At 35.0% G+C, this 20,756-nt stretch carries 10 protein-coding genes, 3 tRNA genes and 3 rRNA genes; 1 reads left to right on the top strand and 15 read right to left on the bottom strand.

Going from position 1 to position 20,756, the window contains the following annotated elements; genetic code table 11:
• Window positions 1-22: 22 nt before the first annotated feature.
• The 7 genes from ACXAG4_RS02035 to ACXAG4_RS02065 form a co-directional block, all read right to left on the bottom strand.
• Complete coding sequence (locus ACXAG4_RS02035; RefSeq protein WP_475294411.1) at window positions 23-2,146, bottom strand: peptidylprolyl isomerase; 2,124 nt, start codon at window positions 2,144-2,146, stop codon at window positions 23-25.
• 211 nt (window positions 2,147-2,357) lie between these two features.
• On the bottom strand, window positions 2,358-3,647 hold the full coding sequence (locus tag ACXAG4_RS02040; RefSeq protein WP_475294412.1) for a hemolysin family protein: 1,290 nt from the start codon (window positions 3,645-3,647) through the stop codon (window positions 2,358-2,360).
• Window positions 3,648-3,842 carry a hypothetical protein gene (locus ACXAG4_RS02045; protein WP_475294413.1) on the bottom strand — a complete coding sequence of 65 codons (195 nt, stop codon included), beginning with the start codon at window positions 3,840-3,842 and terminating at the stop codon, window positions 3,648-3,650. It lies immediately after the preceding gene.
• A 47-nt stretch (window positions 3,843-3,889) separates the two neighbouring features.
• A complete protein-coding gene (gene lptC, locus ACXAG4_RS02050; protein WP_475294414.1) occupies window positions 3,890-4,438 on the bottom strand; it encodes an LPS export ABC transporter periplasmic protein LptC in 549 nt (182 codons plus the stop codon).
• A 33-nt stretch (window positions 4,439-4,471) separates the two neighbouring features.
• A complete protein-coding gene (locus ACXAG4_RS02055) occupies window positions 4,472-5,851 on the bottom strand; it encodes a tetratricopeptide repeat protein (RefSeq protein WP_475294415.1) in 1,380 nt (459 codons plus the stop codon).
• Window positions 5,852-5,869: 18 nt separating this feature from the next.
• Window positions 5,870-7,180 carry a BamG family beta-barrel-assembly machinery protein gene (bamG, locus tag ACXAG4_RS02060; protein WP_475294416.1) on the bottom strand — a complete coding sequence of 437 codons (1,311 nt, stop codon included), beginning with the start codon at window positions 7,178-7,180 and terminating at the stop codon, window positions 5,870-5,872.
• Complete coding sequence (locus ACXAG4_RS02065) at window positions 7,177-7,911, bottom strand: type III pantothenate kinase (RefSeq protein ID WP_475294417.1); 735 nt, start codon at window positions 7,909-7,911, stop codon at window positions 7,177-7,179. The genes bamG and ACXAG4_RS02065 overlap by 4 nt, the downstream gene beginning before the upstream one ends.
• Before the next feature lie 174 nt (window positions 7,912-8,085).
• Here ACXAG4_RS02065 and ACXAG4_RS02070 point away from each other — a divergent pair.
• Window positions 8,086-8,158, top strand: a tRNA-Phe gene (locus ACXAG4_RS02070).
• 118 nt (window positions 8,159-8,276) lie between these two features.
• On the opposite strand, the gene ACXAG4_RS02075 is transcribed toward ACXAG4_RS02070, so the two are convergent.
• From ACXAG4_RS02075 to ACXAG4_RS02110, 8 genes are all read right to left on the bottom strand, one after another.
• Entirely contained in the window at window positions 8,277-10,817 is a 2,541-nt protein-coding gene (locus ACXAG4_RS02075) for a S9 family peptidase (RefSeq protein WP_475294418.1), read from the bottom strand.
• Between the two features lie 317 nt (window positions 10,818-11,134).
• Window positions 11,135-11,242: ribosomal RNA gene (gene rrf, locus ACXAG4_RS02080) — 5S ribosomal RNA — on the bottom strand.
• Window positions 11,243-11,403: 161 nt separating this feature from the next.
• Window positions 11,404-14,203 (bottom strand): 23S ribosomal RNA (locus ACXAG4_RS02085).
• A gap of 140 nt (window positions 14,204-14,343) precedes the next feature.
• Window positions 14,344-14,417: transfer RNA gene (locus ACXAG4_RS02090), tRNA-Ala, on the bottom strand.
• Between the two features lie 86 nt (window positions 14,418-14,503).
• A tRNA-Ile gene (locus ACXAG4_RS02095) sits at window positions 14,504-14,577 on the bottom strand.
• 135 nt (window positions 14,578-14,712) lie between these two features.
• Window positions 14,713-16,230 (bottom strand): 16S ribosomal RNA (locus tag ACXAG4_RS02100).
• The 16S, 23S and 5S rRNA genes sit together here with 2 tRNA genes alongside, the layout of an rRNA operon.
• 936 nt (window positions 16,231-17,166) lie before the next feature.
• Window positions 17,167-19,194: a putative porin gene (locus ACXAG4_RS02105; RefSeq protein ID WP_475294419.1), complete on the bottom strand. Its 2,028-nt coding sequence runs from the start codon at window positions 19,192-19,194 to the stop codon at window positions 17,167-17,169.
• Window positions 19,195-19,369: 175 nt separating this feature from the next.
• Window positions 19,370-20,752, bottom strand: coding sequence for a DUF4302 domain-containing protein (locus ACXAG4_RS02110; RefSeq protein ID WP_475294420.1), 1,383 nt, complete (start codon window positions 20,750-20,752; stop codon window positions 19,370-19,372).
• Between the last annotated feature and the right edge of the window lie 4 nt (window positions 20,753-20,756).

A 20,756-nucleotide genomic window follows, 5' to 3' on the forward strand; every position in this document is an offset into this window, starting at 1 on the left:
TTTATATTTATATTTATATTTTTTACTGCACTTGTGATGCTGCTCTATTATCTTCAATTTCGGCAGCTGCTTTTAAAGCATTGTAAAGCTTACTGTTTACAGTGGCCGCTTTTTGTTGCTCTAACCTATTTGCTGCTGCTTGATAGTTATCTAATTTTACAGCTGGTGTAACTTTAGTAACTTGTATCATATATACGCCATTTACACCTTCAATTAAACCAGACGTTTCACCTTCACCTAAGCCAAACGCAGTTCCTACAACTAAAGGTTCTCTACCAGCTCCTTGAATTGTTGGACTCTTCATTGTAATAGCAGATGCTGTTTTTACTGATGTGTTTTCAGCAGTTGCTAAATCTTCTAAAGTACTTACAGAAACTCTATCTTTTATTAATTCTGCTTTCTTTTCTTTTCTTAAAATTGGTAATACTGTAGCTGAAGCATCTTCAACAGACATTAAACCTGCTTTATGTTTTGCTACTAATTGAGCCACCACATAACCGCCAGTTGACAAACTAAAACGTTTAACATCACCAACGCTAGCTTCATCTTCAAAAGCCCAACGTACAATTGGTCTTTGGTTACCAATACCAGGAATACTTTCATCTAAAGCTTTCATGCCATTTACTGGTCTAACCGTATAATTGTTTTCTTTAGCTAAAGCTTCAAAATCACCTTTGGCACCATCAATTTCAAATTTTGATGCGTCTCTAAATATTTTAGCTGTTGTAGTTTCAGATGGTTCAATTTTTCTTGCAATAGTACCAACTTTAACAGCTCTCTTTTTACTTGTTAATCCTTCAATTTCTATAATATGAAAACCGAATACTGTTTTAACAACACCTAAATCTCCTGTTTTACCATTAAATTCAAAATCATTAAACTCTGGTACCATTGTGTTGTATGCGTGCCAGTCATAACGTCCGCCATTAGCAACACTTCCTTGGTCTGAAGAGAATTCAGTAACCAAATCAGGGAATTTAGAACGATTATTTTTCACTACTACTAAAATACTATCTGCTCTTTCTTTTGCTTGGTCTTCAGTTAAAGTAACATCGGTACCAGCACTTTGCGAACCTATAAACGGAATTAAAATGTGTCTTACTTTTGCAGAATCTGGAAGTTGTTTTTCAGCAATTAATTTTGAAATTTTAAAATAACCAGCTTCTTTATAAGGCCCATAAGTTTCTCCAACTTCTAAATTTATTAAGCTATCAGCTATTTTTGATGGTAATGCTGATTTGAACACAAAACGATCATCAAATTTTATATCAGATTTTGAATTGATATACTCTTGGTTATCTTTTACTTTTGAAAAAGCTACAATAGTATCTTTTCTTCCTGTTTCATCAACTAACTGCCCATTTAAATAGGTTGACAATTCGTTTATAATTGCAGACTCATCAGCAACTGATGCTACTTCTTTAAATTCAACAAATCTTATATCTCTAGATTCTTCAACTTCAAATGTTTTCTTATTGTTGTTTATGTAGCTAGAAACATCAGATTTTGATACTTTTACTAAGCTATCGGCAATTGAAGCATATGGTACTTGTACATACTTAATATCAACTTTATTACCATCTAATTTATGCTCTAACTCGCCTTCTGCTAAAGTACCTGTTAAACCTGCTTTTACTAAATTATAATAGTTTTGCTGTAATGCATTTGTAGCTAAAGATTGCTCATAATTTACCCAACCGGCATAACCTTCGGGTGAGTTTTCTTTTAAATTAGCAATGTATTCGTTTAGTTTATTTTCATCAAAAACACCTGCTTCATTTAAAAACTGAGGGTTTGTGGCTAAGGCTGTTTTAAGTAAATCTCTAATTTGATCTTTTTCAACAGTAATACCTAAAGCATCAAACTGCGTTTCTAAAACGGCTTGTCTTACTTCTTGTTCCCAAACGCGGTTCATAACCTGTGTATTAGTTGCAGAACCACCAAGTTGCTGCTGTGCAACTTCTACTTTTTGTAAAAATGCTTCTCTTGAAATATCTTTACCATTTATTGTACCTACATTTTGACCTTTGTTTGAAAAGCTTGCGCTACCATCAAAAAGACCAGATAAAACAAAAGCAAATAATGCCATTGCAATTACCAATATTAATACTAAGGTCTTTTGTCTAATCTTACTTAAAATTGCCATCTTCTATACTTAATTTTATCCGTTTTTCGGATTTTTTCTTTTTATTGAAATGTTAGTTAAAACACTAAATTTGACGAAAATATCGTGCGCGAAAATACCATTTTCTATTTAATAATAAAAAAAGAAATAGGCTTTAATTATTTTTATTGCTAGTAATGCGTAATTTGTTATGTTGCTATATTTTAATTTTACCAAAAAAAAGGTGTAACAACTAATTATCTTCTAACATTTTAAGTTTTACTAAATCTATTTTAGTGTTTGAAACTTCAGAAATAATAAACTTAAAATTATCTATTTTTATAACATCGCCTTGGTTTGGTATTTCTTCGGTGTGGTTTACAATTAAACCGCCAAGAGTTTCATAATTTTCGCTTTCGGGTAAGTTTACTTTATAGGTTTCGTTTAAATAATCTACCTCTAAACGTGCCGAAAACATAAAGGTTTCATTGTCTACCTTTTCCTCAATTAAATCTAAAGTATCATGTTCATCTTCAATTTCACCAAATAATTCTTCAACAATATCTTCAACCGTCATAATTCCTGATGTTCCACCGTATTCATCAATAACAACTGCAACGCTTCGGCGTTTTTTTGTAAGTACATTTAGCACATCTTTTATCAACACCGTTTCGGGCACAAACTCAACGGGCATAATCATAGATTTTATGTTTTTATGCTTTTTAAAGAGTTCAAAAGAGTGTACGTAGCCTAAAATATCATCAATAGTTTCTTTGTAAACTAAAATTTTTGTTCTGCCCGTTTCGGTAAACAACGCACTTAATGTTTTTATAGATTCGTTTATTTCAACGGCAATAATTTCGGTACGTGGCACCATAACTTCGCGTGCTTTTACTTCAGAAAATTCTAAAGCGTTTTGAAATATTTGAATTTCAGAATCTACTTCGTCATGTTCTTCTACAGATTCCATTTGCTCACTTATATAGTTACCTAATTCAACTTTTGAGAAGGCCATTTGTATTTGGTCTCCTTCGGTTTTAAAGAAGGTTTTTAGAATAAAATCTGAAATCCAGATTACAAATTCTGATATTAAACTAAAGAGTAAATAGAAAATATACGCGGGTACTGCTAATACTTTTAAAAGTGTGTTAGCGTAAATTTGAAAGAATACTTTTGGTAAAAATTCGGCGGTTATTAAAATAATAAATGTTGAAATAATAGTTTGTGTTAGCAGGCTTAAATCTGTTAACATATAGTCTACAAAATTACTTTGTGTTGGTAAAAAAGACTGGAACCAATTTACTAAAACATCGCCCATAAAAAACCCATAAATAACAAGCGCAATGTTATTACCTATAAGCATTGTTGTTATAAATTTTGATGGTTTAGCAGTAAGTTTGCTTAGTATTTTAGCTAATATGCCATCTTGTTTTTTTTCAATTTCAATATGTATTTTATTTGAAGAAACATACGCTATCTCCATACCTGAAAAAAATGCCGAAAGCACCAGTGAAACAACTATTATAACAATATATAGTGTCATTTAGTTTTGTTTGTTTCTGTCTTGAAACTTTTTACTAAACCTCCTACGGAAGAAAAACATAAAAATGGCCAATGCGCCTAAAACTATGTATGAATAGTTTACTACGCCTGTTTTTTGATACGTTTCAAAAACAGAATAAAAAAATACAGCTGCAAAGGCTAAATATGCATATTGAAAAATGCTTAAATATTTCATTTTAAAAATTTAGGATAAAGATAATTAATTTTAAGATGTATGGCTTATTAATCTTCAACAGCAAAAATACCTGTAACTTCTAACACTTCGGCATTGGTAAAATCGCCGTTTGAATCAAAACCGTTACCGTGTATAATATCTTGTTCAGACTCAAAAGTAACGGGAACATTTGTAAAGATCCATTCCTTTTTTCTGTCAAAATATAACTGTTCTGATTTTAAAACGCGTTTATCATGCGTTGTAATAACAACATTACCTTGCAGGTCTATAATACTTGTGGCATCATAAACCACGGCATAATCTGATACTATAGTGCTTTTTTTGGCACCATCATAAATATGAAGTGTAGCGCCTTCAGGAAATTCATAATACGGAAAGTCTCTGTTTGAAAAGTTAAGCATTTTAGCGCCTACCAAATGCCTTGTTACTTTACCAGAATCTGTAACTTTTAAATTGATATTTTCGGCTTCGCCAACAGGTTCATTTTCTGAAATACCAATTTTTTGCACTTCTTTATAGTTGTCTGTGCATGAAAAAAACAAAGCCACAGTAAAAACTGTGACTATGTTTAGTAAATATTTAATGTTTTGTTTCATGTGTTGTTTTGAGTTTTACCTCAAACCATATTTTTAAATACTTGGTACGGTAACCGAAGCCCCTATCCAACAACCAATTCTAATAGATTGCCCAGAATTACCTGCACTAAAAATATCAGATTTACTTGGTGCTTTTGCTGTATAGTTTGCCACAGATTTTGCAGCATTTTTCTTTTGTGTTGGGTCTACTCTTCCTGCTTTTCTGGCTTCATCGGCAGCTAGCCAATATACAGCTCTTTTATTAAAAGTAGTATCACCACAACTATTAGCACTTGCTGCATACATGGCTGCTATTGATAAGTGCGGACGGCCATTTGATGGGTTTAACGCTAAAGCATTTCTAAAGTATTTTCTAGCTTGCCCGTAACGTCCTTTTTTCTTTAATATTAAACCAATTCTGTTTGCTAATTTTGCTTTCTTGAAGGTATCAGACTCTAAATCATATGATTCTGTAAAGTAACTAATAGCCTCGTTTTCTTTTCCATTTTTTAATAAAACAGTACCCACAAAGTATTTAGTATCTGCAGATGGTGCAGTTTCATCATAAGCTTTTACTAGTTGCTCGTATAATGGTGTATCTGTACATTCTTTGTAATACATTCTGCTAACTGCACGTTTTAACCATGTAGCATTAGTTTTGTTAGCTTCAAAATCTTTTTGATATAATGGTACTAAGTTATCACAGTTAGCTCTATCACCTAATTTACTGTCTATACTTCCAGAAATTTGGTCATAAGCTTTTAAATAACTTTCGTAGTATTTTTTGTAGCTATTTTCTCTTTTTGTTAACGCTGTTCCAGCATCTTCTTTAGCTACAAGTTTGTTTAACTTTTCAGAATATTGGTTTACTTCGTCTTCAACTTTTTCAACAATATCATCATATTTATTAAATAAATCTTGTGCAGGTTTTTTACCAGCATCATATAAATCTACCATTAAAGAGAAGTAAGTATATAAACTTTTTGGGTTTTGAAATGTTGCTTTATCTGCATTGTAGGCAGCATCAAAGCTTTCATAAAGCTCTTCAGTAGTTTTATTTAATTCTTTTCTGTTATCATAAAGCAACTGACTTTTTAAAGCACCATATTTACCTACAGGAGTTTTTGATGCAAAATACTCTGCTCTTTGGTCATACAGTTTAAGTAAATCATTTATAAATGCTAATTTTTCAGCACCTGTTGCTTTGTCTATTTTATGATCTAAAATTTTCTCGCCATCAACATATATTGCATTATTGAATTTTGGACATGTTTCTCTTACAAACATCCAAGGTTCATATGCTGCATCGTAATTTTTTGCTTTAACATATTCATGAAAAATAGACAGTTTAGTTATACACTCTTCATTTTGTTGTGCAAAACCAAAATTTAAGCCTATTAATAATGTTAGTAATAAAGTAATTTTCGCCTTCATGATAATTTTATTCTATTGTTAGTTATACTTCCTTTTCTGGAACCATCTGTCGCCCAAAGATAAACTTAATTGCAGATTAACAAAATTCTCCTGAATTAAATTATTGTTAGTTGTACCGCGCTTTCCTATTTCAAAACCTAGGTTAGCGTTTGAGATGCCTCCGCTTAGTGGTAAACCTACACCAAAAGATATGCCAAACTCTTTTACCGACTCTGAATTTAATACTAATCCTGTTTTTTCAAACCTAACGCCAGCTCTATAAACGGTTCTTTTAAAATAGCTATCTAAAGCATTATAATCTGGTATGAAAAAACCTCCTAATGATATGGTTGCAGCATCTTCATAAGTAGTTGTATTGGTATTTGATGGCAATGCGGTTCTTAGGTTGCTTGTATTTTGAAATAAATAATCGGCCCCAACAAACCATTTTCTAGGGGCACCAATACCTAAACCAGCTGAAAATCTTGAGGGTAATATTAAATCTGTTTCTTGTAACCCTGATGCTTCTAAATCTACATCAACTGTGTTTACAACAAACTCATCTTGAGAATTTGAACTTGTTGTTATTGTTGAAAAAGATTGTTGATTTTTTGAAGTTATTAAACTTTCGGGCGCATAGGTTACTCCTGAAATCATTTCTAACTTATCTGTAACCATTGTTTTGTATGATAGGCCTAAATTAAAGTTTAGTCCGCTTAAATCAGATCTATTATTTTCTCTAGATTGGTATTGTGTTAACGTACCATCATCATCATAAAGAAATTCTACAACACTTGTTTCAGTATTACCAAAATTATATTGGGCATCAACCCCAATGGTTAAACCTTCGGCTATTTGATAGCCTAAACCTAAGAAAGCTTTGTTTACACCACCTTCACCTTTAAATCTATTTTTTATATCGCCTTCACTATTTTGCGATTCTAGTTTGTAACCAACCGCTGTGTATGGTAATAAGCCAAAACCAAAACCAAATTTCCCTAACGGAATATTTATAGCTATATAATCAAAAGTGGTTGATTTTGCTTTATCTGCACCATTGTTAGATTTTAAGTTGATGTTTGAATAACCACCGCCAACGGCAAATTTTACGGGTCTATTTTCGCCATCCCAAGCATCAATATTTTTTGTTACATAAGACGCAGGATTACGTAAATTTACATGAATACTATCAATAAAAATACCAATACCACCCATACTTCGGTTTTCTACTGTGCCTCTAAACTTTTGGTTTCCTAAACCATAAAATGAGTATGGTGAAGCTGTTCCTTCTTGCCCGTAACTTTGTATAGCAACTAAAGCAATAAAAACTAATACAAGTTTTTTAATCATTCGTTTGAATTAAATTGTAAAATATAGTTCAAACCTTCTAAAAGAAAATTTGAATTGGCAAATATGCTACTTTTTAACTTTTTAGACAAAAAATTAGCATCGCCACCTGTTAAAATAACTGTTAAATCTAAATATTTATGTTTGTAATCACTTATAACGCCGTCTATTTCGTTTAAAATACCATATACTACACCGGCATGTATACATTCGTTTGTAGATTGCCCCGTAATACTTTCAGGCATTTCTGTTTCTAATAACGGTAAATTAGCTGTTAAATTATTTAATGCTTTGTAACGGGTACGCAACCCAGGTGAAATAGCGCCGCCTATGTATTGATTTTGTTTATTTATAAAATCATAAGTTATACAAGTTCCTGCATCAATAATTAAAACATTTTCCTTGGGGTACTGTTTTACAGATGCGCTTACTAAAGCTAATCTATCTACCCCTAATGTTTTTGGGGTTTTATATGTATTTGAAAAAGGTAACTTAACATTTGGGGTTAAAATTAATAAGTCAATTAAATTTTGAAGCGTTTGTAAATCTTCAGCTTTAATATTACCAACTGATGAAATTATCCCTTTTTTCAAAGTAGGATATACACCTAAAATTTCATGCACATTACTAATAAGCGCTTTGTGTTGAACCACGCGCCTAAGCTTTAATTGAGCTTTTAAACTATAAACCGCTAGTTTAACATTGGTATTTCCTATGTCTATTATTAAATTCATTTTTAAAAAGAATGTGCTAAAAGTACAAAACAACTACAATTTTAATCTTAATTATATTATAATATTAAAACTTGTGGTGCTTATTTTTTTATTAAAAAAAGTTAAAGTAATTTTTTTTTAAATTTATTTTGGTAGATAATAAAATTGAATATATATTTGCAACCGCTTTGGCGAGGTACCTTAGCTCAGTTGGTAGAGCAAAGGACTGAAAATCCTTGTGTCCCTGGTTCGATTCCTGGAGGTACCACAAAAAAATCCCGAAACATTTGTTTACGGGATTTTTTGTTTTTGTAGCTTTTTACAAAAATAATCATGTTTAAATACATTTACTTAAACATGATTTTATTCTTTTTAAATCTAGCTAACTACCTTTTTTTAGGCACATCTCTATTTATTTCTGTGATATCTACATTAGTAGCTTCATCTCCTAATAGGTATTTACTAAAATAATCGGCTTTTTTCCAGAAGAAATACTCTGTCATGTTACCAAAAGCATGACGTTGCCCAGGAAACATAATAAAATCAAATCTTTTATTAGCCTTTATAAAAGCATTAACCATTCTTATGGTACCTCCTGGGTGTACATTATTATCAACATCGCCAGTAGCTAATAATATATTTCCTTTTAAATTTTTGGCTAAACTTTGGTTGGTATCTATTAAGTATTTGTATTTGATACTGCCATCAGCTTGCTCATCTTCACTTATACCATGGTGTGTTTCACTCCACCAGCTGTTATAAATATTATTGTCGTGGTTTCCTGCTGATGAAACGGCTACTTTAAAAAAATCTGGATACACTAACATAGCTGCTGTAGACATGAATCCGCCCCCAGAGTGACCTGTAATTCCTACTTTATTTATATCAATAAAATCATGTTTATCAGCTAATTGCTCTGCAACATACTTTTTATCTGCCAAACCATAATCTCTTAAATTTCCGTAGCCATATGTATGGTACCATTTTGATCGCCTAGGATCTCCACCTCTATTTCCCAAAGTAACAACAATAAACCCAACTTGTGCCAACCTATCAACATTATCCATTCTTACAGAGAACGATGCATTAACTGCTTCTGTTTGTGGCCCCGGGTATACGTATTCTATAATGGGATACTTTTTATTTTCATTAAAATCAAAAGGTTTATACATAACACCATAAATGTTAGTAATACCATCATTGGCCTTAGCTGTAAATGGTTCAGGAAACTTATAGCCCGAAGCAAAAAGCTCAGACAAATCGGCTTCTTCTAAATCCATTATTAAAGTGCCATTTGATGTTCTTAGCGCTGTTTTTGGCGCTGTATTAACCCTAGAATAATTACTAACAAAGTATTTATTAGAGTCTGATAAGTTTACTTTAGAATTAAAATTACCCGGATTTAATGATTTTAAACCAGTACCATTCAAATTAATTTTATACAAATGTGCATAATATGGGTTTTCATCTTTATTAACACCGTTAGCCGTAAAATATACAATACGTTCATTTTCATCAATACCATGAACATTATCAACATGATACTCACCTTTGGTAATTTGTTTCTTAACATTGCCTTGTGAGTCATATAGATACAAATGCCCCCAACCATCACGTTCAGACCAGTGAACTATTTCTTTTTCATTATTAAATAAATAAAAAGGCTTATTTCTTGCTTCAACATAAACATTTGAATGCTCATTTATAATGGTTTTAACCTTGCCAGTTTCAATATTAGCCACATGAATATCTAAACGCTTCCTGTCTCTGCTAATAGTACTAAAATACAAATTACCTTTTTTAGATAAAACTAATGTAGGTTTATGCTTTGTTGTGTCAGATTTCTTGTATGAATACCTATAAATACTTAAACTTTGTTGTACGGTGGTATCTAATTGTACCTTTGTTATATGCTTTGTGGCAGTATCAAAAATTTCAATATAACTTTTAGGAAATTCTTGCTCACCAGCCATATGATATTTATAACGTTCTAAAGTAGGTCTTCCTTTAGTAACTGAATTTATAACCCATAAATCTTTAATGTGCCTAACGTCTGTACGCTGAAAAACAAACTTTTTAGAATCATGTGTCCAATAACCATAAACAGGTTTTCTGTCTTCAATTTTCTTTTTTACATCATCTTCACTAATCCCCATATTATTCCTGCTATAGCCAAAGTTCTCAACACCATCTTTAGTCCATTGGTGCTCTACAATAGTAGTATCTTTATCATTTTTCAAAGCCTTTAAAAAATTAGCTTTATCCATCCAATACAAGTTATGTTTTTTTGTAAAAACTACTAAAGAACTATCTGGCGCAACATTAGCCCATTTATTTAAAGTTTTTTCTTCTTTACTATTATCAATAACAGTTAAACCGTTTGAACCTAAAGTATACTCTAAATAATAAGTCTTTCTCTCTTTTTTAGGTTTTTGCTTTTTAAGCTTTTTAACTGAAATAGAATCTTTAATAGAGCTTGTGTCTATTTTAGTTTCAGCTTTTTCCGTTTTGTTTACAACATCAATCATTTCTTTTGATGTAATTCTAAAACGAATAGCCTTTTCCCCTTTTAAAAATTCAAAGTTAAAACGTGGTAAATGCTTTGCATCATAAGGGTCTTTTGTTATTTCTGAAAGCCATTTAGCCATTTTAGCATTGTCAAACAATTTAGTTTTTGTTTTTCTATCGCAATCAACTAAATAATAATTAGAACCATCTGTAGTTTTATACTGGTACCAGAACTTATTCCCTGTAGCCAACCACCTCGGATACACTTCAGTTGAATGTACTTTTTTTGAAATATTTGAAGGTGAAAATTTAGCAGCTAATCTATAATTAGCCTTTGGAGTAATGCTTTCAATAGCTTCTTGACCAATACTTATAAAGCAAACAAAAAGAAAAGAAAACGATAAGATAAATTTATTCATTATAAATATACAATTGATTAATATATACAATAGATGAAATTAAAAACAAAAACCCTTATCAATAAAATGTTAAAGTTTCCTTATAAATCTTATCCAAAATAATTATAGCATTTTTTTAAAAGTATTTAAAAATCGCGCTATGCGTTACTAGTTTTGTAAAACCATATATAAAAGTTTTACAAAAGCTAACCACTACTATCACTATTGCAGCCACCAGCCAAGGTAATTTTATAAACTACAATAAGTATCATTTGTTAAGTAAAATTACCTTAAGTATAAAGCAAAAAAAATCCCGATTCGTTAGAATCGGGATTCAAAAAAGGCAACGACCTACTCTCCCACAAATGTAGTACCATCGGCGCTAATGGGCTTAACTTCTCTGTTCGGAATGGTAAGAGGTGAGCCCCATCGCTATAACCACCTTAAATTTTAAGTTTCAAAGATTTAAGTTTTAAAGCTCTTAAAGTTATACACTTTATCACTTTTATACTTTTTACTTTCAAACTGCTACTTCGTAGCAAATATTTTAACATATTGAAAAAATTACATGAACTTTAATTACTAAACTCTTCTAAAAAAACAGGCGTACAATAAGCCTATGGGTTATTAGTACTACTCGGCTATGACATTACTGCCTTTACACCTGTAGCCTATCAACGTGGTCATCTCCCACGACCCTTTAAAGAAATCTCATCTTGTGGTGGGTTTCGCGCTTATATGCTTTCAGCGCTTATCCCTTCCCAACGTAGCTACTCTGCAATGCCACTGGCGTGACAACAGATACACCAGAGGTTAGTCCAACTCGGTCCTCTCGTACTAGAGTCAGATCCACTCAAATTTCTAACGCCCACTGTAGATAGAGACCGAACTGTCTCACGACGTTCTGAACCCAGCTCGCGTGCCACTTTAATGGGCGAACAGCCCAACCCTTGGGACCTTCTCCAGCCCCAGGATGTGACGAGCCGACATCGAGGTGCCAAACCCCCCCGTCGATGTGAGCTCTTGGGGGAGATCAGCCTGTTATCCCCGGCGTACCTTTTATCCTTTGAGCGATGGCCCTTCCACACGGAACCACCGGATCACTATGCTCTTGTTTCCAACCTGATCGACTTGTAGGTCTCTCAGTCAAGCACCCTTATGCCATTGCACTCTACGCACGGTTACCAAGCGTGCTGAGGGTACCTTTAGAAGCCTCCGTTACTCTTTTGGAGGCGACCACCCCAGTCAAACTACCCACCAAGCACTGTCCTCATTTCTGAGTTAGACTCTAGATAAGCAAAGGGTGGTATTTCAACAATGACTCCACAACGCCTAGCGACGCCGCTTCAAAGTCTCCCACCTATCCTACACATTACTTATCCAAAACCAATACTAAGCTATAGTAAAGGTGCACGGGGTCTTTTCGTCCCACAGCGGGTAAACGGCATCTTCACCGTTACTACAATTTCACCGAGCTCATGGCTGAGACAGTATCCAGATCGTTGCACCATTCGTGCAGGTCGGAACTTACCCGACAAGGAATTTCGCTACCTTAGGACCGTTATAGTTACGGCCGCCGTTTACTGGGGCTTCATTTCAGATCTTCGCCGAAGCTAAACCCTCCACTTAACCTTCCAGCACCGGGCAGGTGTCAGGCCATATACGTCATCTTTCAATTTAGCATAGCCCTGTGTTTTTGATAAACAGTCGCCTGGATCTTTTCACTGCGGCCCACATAAGTGGGCGACTCTTCTCCCGAAGTTACGAGTCTATTTTGCCTAGTTCCTTAGCCATGAATCTCTCGAGCTCCTTAGAATTCTCATCCCAACTACCTGTGTCGGTTTAGGGTACGGGCTGCTTCTCTCGCTTTTCTTGGAACCTCTTTCGCTACATTATCACCGCAACCGAAGTCTTAGTGTACTATTGCCGAAGCTTCAACGTACTATTCCGTCAGTACGCAGTAACTCCAGAGATCCGTCACTTTTGTTGAGAGCAGGTACAGGAATATTAACCTGTTGTCCATCCACTACCCCTTTCGGGTTCGCGTTAGGTCCCGACTAACCCTCAGCTGATTAGCATAGCTGAGGAAACCTTAGTCTTTCGGAGTGCGGGTTTCTCGCCCGCATTATCGTTACTTATGCCTACATTTTCTTTTCTAACCGTTCCAGCATACCTCACAGTACACCTTCAACACAATTAGAATGCTCCCCTACCACTTTCGTCCATAGCTTCGGTAGTATGTTTATGCCCGATTATTATCCATGCAAAATCGCTCGACTAGTGAGCTGTTACGCACTCTTTAAATGAATGGCTGCTTCCAAGCCAACATCCTAGCTGTCTAAGCAATTTCACCTCGTTTATTCAACTTAACATACATTTGGGGACCTTAGCTGATGGTCTGGGTTCTTTCCCTCTCGGACATGGACCTTAGCACCCATGCCCTCACTGCAGTAAAACATTTTATAGCATTCGGAGTTTGTCAGGAATTGGTAGGCGGTGAAGCCCCCGCATCCAATCAGTAGCTCTACCTCTATAAAACTATTACTACGCTGCACCTAAATGCATTTCGGGGAGTACGAGCTATTTCCGAGTTTGATTGGCCTTTCACCCCTACCCACAGGTCATCCGAAGACTTTTCAACGTCAACCGGTTCGGTCCTCCACTGTATGTTACTACAGCTTCAACCTGCCCATGGGTAGATCACACGGTTTCGCGTCTACCACTACTAACTAAACGCCCTATTCAGACTCGCTTTCGCTACGGATCCGCACCTGAAGTGCTTAACCTTGCTAGCAACGGTAACTCGTAGGCTCATTATGCAAAAGGCACGCCGTCACCCTAATGGGCTCCGACCGCTTGTAAGCGTATGGTTTCAGGTTCTATTTCACTCCCTTATTCAGGGTTCTTTTCACCTTTCCCTCACGGTACTAGTTCACTATCGGTCTCTCAGGAGTATTTAGCCTTAACGGATGGTCCCGCCAAATTCACACAGGGTTACACGTGCCCCGCACTACTCAGGATACTACTATCTCCACTTCGCTTACCTTTACGAGACTATCACTCTCTATGGTTTGTCTTTCCAAACAATTCTAGTTAACTTAGTTTCAAATATTGTAGTCCTACAACCCCAACATTGCCGTAACAATACTGGTTTGGGCTAATCCGCGTTCGCTCGCCACTACTAACGGAATCACTTTTGTTTTCTTCTCCTCCGGGTACTTAGATGTTTCAGTTCTCCGGGTTCACCTCCTTTCGGATACTATATCTTCAATATAGTGGGTTGCCCCATTCGGATATCTGCGGATCAATTTGTATGTGCCAATCCCCGCAGCTTTTCGCAGCTTATCACGTCCTTCATCGCCTCTGAGAGCCTAGGCATTCCCCATACGCCCTTATTTAGCTTATTGTACTTTTTGCTTTTTTAATGAGTTTACATAATTGCTCGTTACAATTATTATAATTTTATATTAAATATTTCTATCTAATTATCATGTATCTTTTTCAATATGTCAATGAACTTTTATTCTGAAATTAACTCAGAATTTAGTGGAGAATACCGGAGTCGAACCGGTGACCTCTTGCGTGCAAGGCAAGCGCTCTAGCCAGCTGAGCTAATTCCCCGTAATGAATTCAAATTGTAGAATTCAGAATTACGAATTTAGAATTCTCAACCTCTAGAATTTCCTTTTCAATATTTAATGAACTTGTAGTCTCAGGCAGACTCGAACTGCCGACCTCTACATTATCAGTGTAGCGCTCTAACCAGCTGAGCTATGAGACTGTACTTAGTCGCTCGCCCTTAGTCTTTAGCTTTAATCACTAATGCCTAATGACTTACTTTATATTTTAAATTAACAGCAAGAAGAATAAACTATCTCTTTCTTAAAAACTTACACTACTAGTCGTCTTTCTCTAGAAAGGAGGTGTTCCAGCCGCACCTTCCGGTACGGCTACCTTGTTACGACTTAGCCCTAGTTACCGATTTTACCCTAGGCCGCTCCTTACGGTGACGGACTTCAGGCACTCCCAGCTTCCATGGCTTGACGGGCGGTGTGTACAAGGCCCGGGAACGTATTCACCGGATCATGGCTGATATCCGATTACTAGCGATTCCAGCTTCACGGAGTCGAGTTGCAGACTCCGATCCGAACTGAGATAGGGTTTATAGATTCGCTCCACCTCGCGGTGTGGCTGCTCTCTGTCCCTACCATTGTAGCACGTGTGTAGCCCAGGACGTAAGGGCCGTGATGATTTGACGTCATCCCCACCTTCCTCACAGTTTGCACTGGCAGTCTTGCTAGAGTTCCCATCTTTACATGCTGGCAACTAACAACAGGGGTTGCGCTCGTTATAGGACTTAACCTGACACCTCACGGCACGAGCTGACGACAACCATGCAGCACCTTGTAAGTAGTCCGAAGAAAGATCTATCTCTAAATCATGCAACTTACATTTAAGCCCTGGTAAGGTTCCTCGCGTATCATCGAATTAAACCACATGCTCCACCGCTTGTGCGGGCCCCCGTCAATTCCTTTGAGTTTCATTCTTGCGAACGTACTCCCCAGGTGGGATACTTATCACTTTCGCTTAGCCACTCAACCGAAGTCGAACAGCTAGTATCCATCGTTTACGGCGTGGACTACCGGGGTATCTAATCCCGTTCGCTCCCCACGCTTTCGTCCATCAGTGTCAGTATATTATTAGTAATCTGCCTTCGCAATTGGTATTCTATGTAATATCTATGCATTTCACCGCTACACTACATATTCTAACTACTTCATAATAACTCAAGACTAGCAGTATCAAAGGCAGTTCTACAGTTAAGCTGCAGGATTTCACCTCTGACTGACCAGTCCACCTACGGACCCTTTAAACCCAATGATTCCGGATAACGCTTGCATCCTCCGTATTACCGCGGCTGCTGGCACGGAGTTAGCCGATGCTTATTCTTACGGTACCGTCAAGCTCCTACACGTAGGAGTGTTTCTTCCCGTACAAAAGCAGTTTACAACCCATAGGGCAGTCTTCCTGCACGCGGCATGGCTGGATCAGGCTTCCGCCCATTGTCCAATATTCCTCACTGCTGCCTCCCGTAGGAGTCTGGTCCGTGTCTCAGTACCAGTGTGGGGGATCCCCCTCTCAGGGCCCCTACCTATCGTTGCCTTGGTGTGCCGTTACCACACCAACTAGCTAATAGGACGCATACTCATCTTGTACCGTAACCTTTAATTATTTCATCATGCGAATCTATAATACTATGGGGTGTTAATCTTCATTTCTAAAGGCTATCCCCCAGTACAAGGCAGATTGTATACGCGTTACGCACCCGTGCGCCGGTCGTCAGCAAGAGCAAGCTCTCCTGTTACCCCTCGACTTGCATGTGTTAGGCCTGCCGCTAGCGTTCATCCTGAGCCAGGATCAAACTCTTCATCGTTAAATTTTTAAGTCTTTCGACTGTGTCTTTAACAACTAATAGAATCTTCAGTACTCAAAATGGTTTATTCTCTTGTTTATATTAACCGTTTCCAGTTAATATTTACGCTGTCAATTTCAATATGTTTATGAACTTTATTTCTTCTCTAAATGTCGTTTCCTCGTTTAGCGGGTGCAAATATAAAACCCTTTTTTAAACTCACAAAACTTTTTTAAGTTTTTTTTTGAAAATATTTTTTCAAAATTTTAACCCAATATTTTAGTGAACTTACCGCTCGATTTCTAACTGTTTTGTTAGCTATTTTTGCGGGGTGCAAACATAGCACCTTTTTTTGAACTCACAATAACTTTTTTGATTTTTTTTGAAAGTTTTTTAACCTTCGTTTAAATCTCGTTTTTCTATGAACTTCTGCTTAACTTCTAACGTGTGTCATCCGTTTTGCGGGTGCAAATATACAACCCTTTTTCTTTCTCGCAAGCCTTTTTTTATCTTTATTTATATTTTATTTTTAACCGTATTTTAACCCTTTATTAATCACTACTTTACATGCGAATATTTTTTTGATATTATTCACCGATTATATTTTTATTTGTGTTTGTTGGTGAATCTGGTTATTTGCTACTGTATTATTAATACTAATATATATGTGTTATTGTTTGGGTTTTATGCCGTTTGTTTTATTATGAATGCGCTCTGTTTGCTGTTTACTGCTAATAAATACAGCACTTATTTATTTAAAATGACCGCTACTAACACGCGCGTTAGGGATTGAACGGCTTGTTTGAAATCCTTTTTAAAGTGTTTTTATGTCTTTAACTCTGCAAAACATACTTTAACTCTAACAATTTATATACCTATAATGGTACTACAACATTACTTTAAAAAGATTGAGTAGTGAAAGCCCGACCCCAAAGTATGTAGGGGAACGCTATAATTTTATAAGAAGAAATTCCATACGACACCGAAGCGTACGGTAAAATCTCTGTACGGATTGTTGGGTGCTGAGAAATAATTGTAACCTGTAAAGGCTGAGTTGAAGTGTTCTGCTTTTAAAAAGAGACGTGTTTGACGGATTTTTGCGTTTAGGAAGAAATCTAACCTTGGGAAATCTCCTATTTCATCATTATTTTGTACATAAAACTCTGCCAACAATGGGTTGTAAGCATTCATGTAATATTTTGTGAAATAGTTTAGCGTAACACCCGTTTGTAAATACATGGCTTTTTTAAAGAGGTGGCTTGAAAAATAGAATGTGTTGCGCGTGTTTATTTCGGGTACGTTTAATGTATTGTTATTGTCTTGCACGTTTTGATACATTATTGTATTGTTTAGTGCAAATTTACCTAGTTTGATTTCGTTTTGAAATTTTGCCCTAAAGTAGGTTATTGTACTATTGTTTTGGTAAGGCCTTATGGATTGTGCTATTTCATTAACTGGTATGTTTTCATCTTGCTTAAAATATACATAGTCTGTTATTGTATTGAAATCTACCGTTAGGTTTGCCCAATTTTTATATTTTAGGTTGAATGCTATTTGCTGAGTTTCGGTGTTGTTAAAGCTATTTTGCCAGTTGTAATTTTTATAATCGCTTTGATAAAGTAACGCATTATAATTTGGTGTTTTTGAGCTGTGGTTTAATGCGGCTGATGCTGCAATATCTTCATTTAAATTGAAAGTTGCTTTGGCTTTTATGTAATTACCGGTAAAATCTCCTGAGAGGTTTAAACCAAACTGTCCATTGAGTTCAAAACCCTTGTATTGTTTTATATAACTACCACCTGCGGCGTATACATTCCCTTTTAGCCTATTGGTTATTGTGTTATTGTTTAACACTACTACTTTATTATAACCGTAATTGTAATTGTTATTGCTTAGGTTAAATTGTACGTTACCTATTAAATTATTGCTGTAGTTTACGTATACCTTATTATAGAAGTTTTCTAGGGTTGCTCTGTCTCTTAAACCTGATGTTACAAAGGCATCACCAAAAAAGTTGGTAACTGCTGATGATTGTTCGTATTCAAAATACTTATCTTCAAAAGCCATTACATGCCCAAGTTTTATTTCGTTTGAAGACAGTGAGTCTTTTTTTACTAGCGTATAATCATGTTCTAAATATATGCGTTTGCCTACTAATATACTTTCGGCATTTTCAAAGTTTACTTCTAGAATGGAACGGTCTTGAAACTCTTCATCACCTTCAATAAAATTTTGGGTACTAACGTTATCTAATCCGCCATTTTCTTGGTTCATCAAATCTTGTGTAATTATGTGCCCGCGTAAATTATATCTTTTGTTTTTAGTTTGATAGTTTGATGTGAACCTAAAATTTCCTGTGCTGGTTAGCGCATTTTGGTATTTACCTAAAGAGCGTAACCCTTTATATGCTATTGAAAAATTGAATTGTGGCGAGGTATTTATTGTAATAAAAGAGTCTACTAGCTGCCCCTGCTCAAAAGCTGTTTTAAAAAACAACTCTGTTAATGGTGTTGGTACACGGTAATAGAAAACATCTTCAATTTCCCAATAATTAAAATGTCTTGCTGTTGCACCAAAACCAGGCATTAAACTTGTGTTTTGAAAATTATGAGTTAAACTATTATAGGTTTGCCCTAAATTACCAAAAGGTAATAAGCCAAAATTATCTTTTCGCAAATAATTAAATTTATAGTCTTTTTTTATGGTTAACGTAGTATCTACGTATGTTGTATCATTTTCTATTGAAATTATTGAATATTCTTCAATATTTGGTTTTTCGTCTTTATCTGTTTTTGATGATTTTGAAACAGGCCTTTTTTTAAGTTTTGGTTCTTGAATTGAATCTTGAGCAGTTGTTTGCTGTTTTATTTTAGCATCTGTTGAATTAGCCTGCGCTTTTGCACTTAACGATATACCCAAATATAAACACACTAATAATGCTTTAATTGTATTTTGTTTGATTTTAGTTGTAAATATATTTGGCATGTTTATTTTCTAAATGTTATTAAAAATAAATTGTGCTTTGTTTTAGCTTATTTTTTAAAACAGCAAAAGTAATTATTTGAACGGAAAGTGACTTAAATTATTTTAAATAAAGAAAAACCACACTGAAATTATCAGTGTGGTTAAGTAAAATATAATTTATTTATACCTTTTCTTATTAGAAGAACAAACCGTAAACTCTTAAGTTTGGACTATCTAAACTTGCAAATGACACTGATTGGTTACTAAATCTAGCAGAATCTGTTTCAAAACCACCATGCAGTTCGCCTACCATACCATTAGCACTGTTGAAGAAGTCTATTAAATCTTGTGCTAAGAATTGGAAATCTAGACTATCTTGATTTAAAGGCCCTTGAAATGTTACATTAAAAGTTCTGTCTTCATTAATTGTTGCTGCAGAGAAGCAATAATTTAAATCTGGAAAGCCATTAAACCTAAGGCGGAATTGCCCTTCGCATATTTGACCATTATCATCAAAATCAAAAAAGAAAATATAATCAAAAACAGAAATTCCAAATCCTCCTAAAAAGTCATTTAACCCATCAATTATAGCATCGTGCCCAACAGACGTTAAAGCGTTTGCTCCTAAAGATGGCCTGTAAAGAAAAATAGGTGCTCCGCCATCTAATTCTGCAATACTAAAAATATTTGGTGAAATATACGCAGGCCAATCTGCAAATAATATTGTTGCTGTAGTACCATTTACAGTTGAAATGTAACTATTTGAAGCTTCATCATAGGTGAAATCTTCATAAGTTTCACCTTCAAAATCAAGCGCTGGACTTAATTTTAAACCTGTTTCAGTAAACAACATGCCAAAAGCCAACTCGCTTACCTCACCACTATCAAAAGTAAGTGTTGGTTTTGCATAATGCCTTAGTGAGTCATAATTAAGGTTAAAATTTGAAGTACCACTCCCATTTTCAATTCTTAGAATTTGGAATACAGAAGATGTTGGTTTTGGTAATATATTTTGCCTTTGAGCTAAAGACGCTTCAGCTTTTTGAACACTTTCGGTTGTGAAATCTGTAAAACCTGTTGGCTCTAATATTAAGCTTGAAGTATTTCTATTTCTAACATCTTTAAAGATTATTTTACCGTCTTCAAAATTAAAATATTGAAATACCGATGTTCCTTTATATCCTGTTGCTATTAAACCATCAAATAAAGGATCACTAACTTTTTGAATGTGATTTCGTGTTGTAAATACAAGCTCATTAGTGGTTCCAAACCTAACATCAAATGATGATGTTTGAATTTCGGTTTCACTATTAAAATCTGAAGTCATATCAACTGTACCATCCTCATTAAACTTCATGTAAAATGTAAACCCTCCAAATTCATCATTTTTAGTAAAATACGATGCTTTATACCCTTGGCTTTCTGAAGTAAGCAGGTTTAACAACTCTGAGTTTCTTTGCGCTAACCTTTCGGCAGGTGGAGTATCAAACAATTCGGTTGTATCATCATTACTACATGAAAACAATGCTACTATTAGCACCATTAACACCCCATACTTTTTTATATTAATTTTTTTCATATTT

Source organism: Seonamhaeicola sp. ABD4_175 (assembly GCF_056160885.1).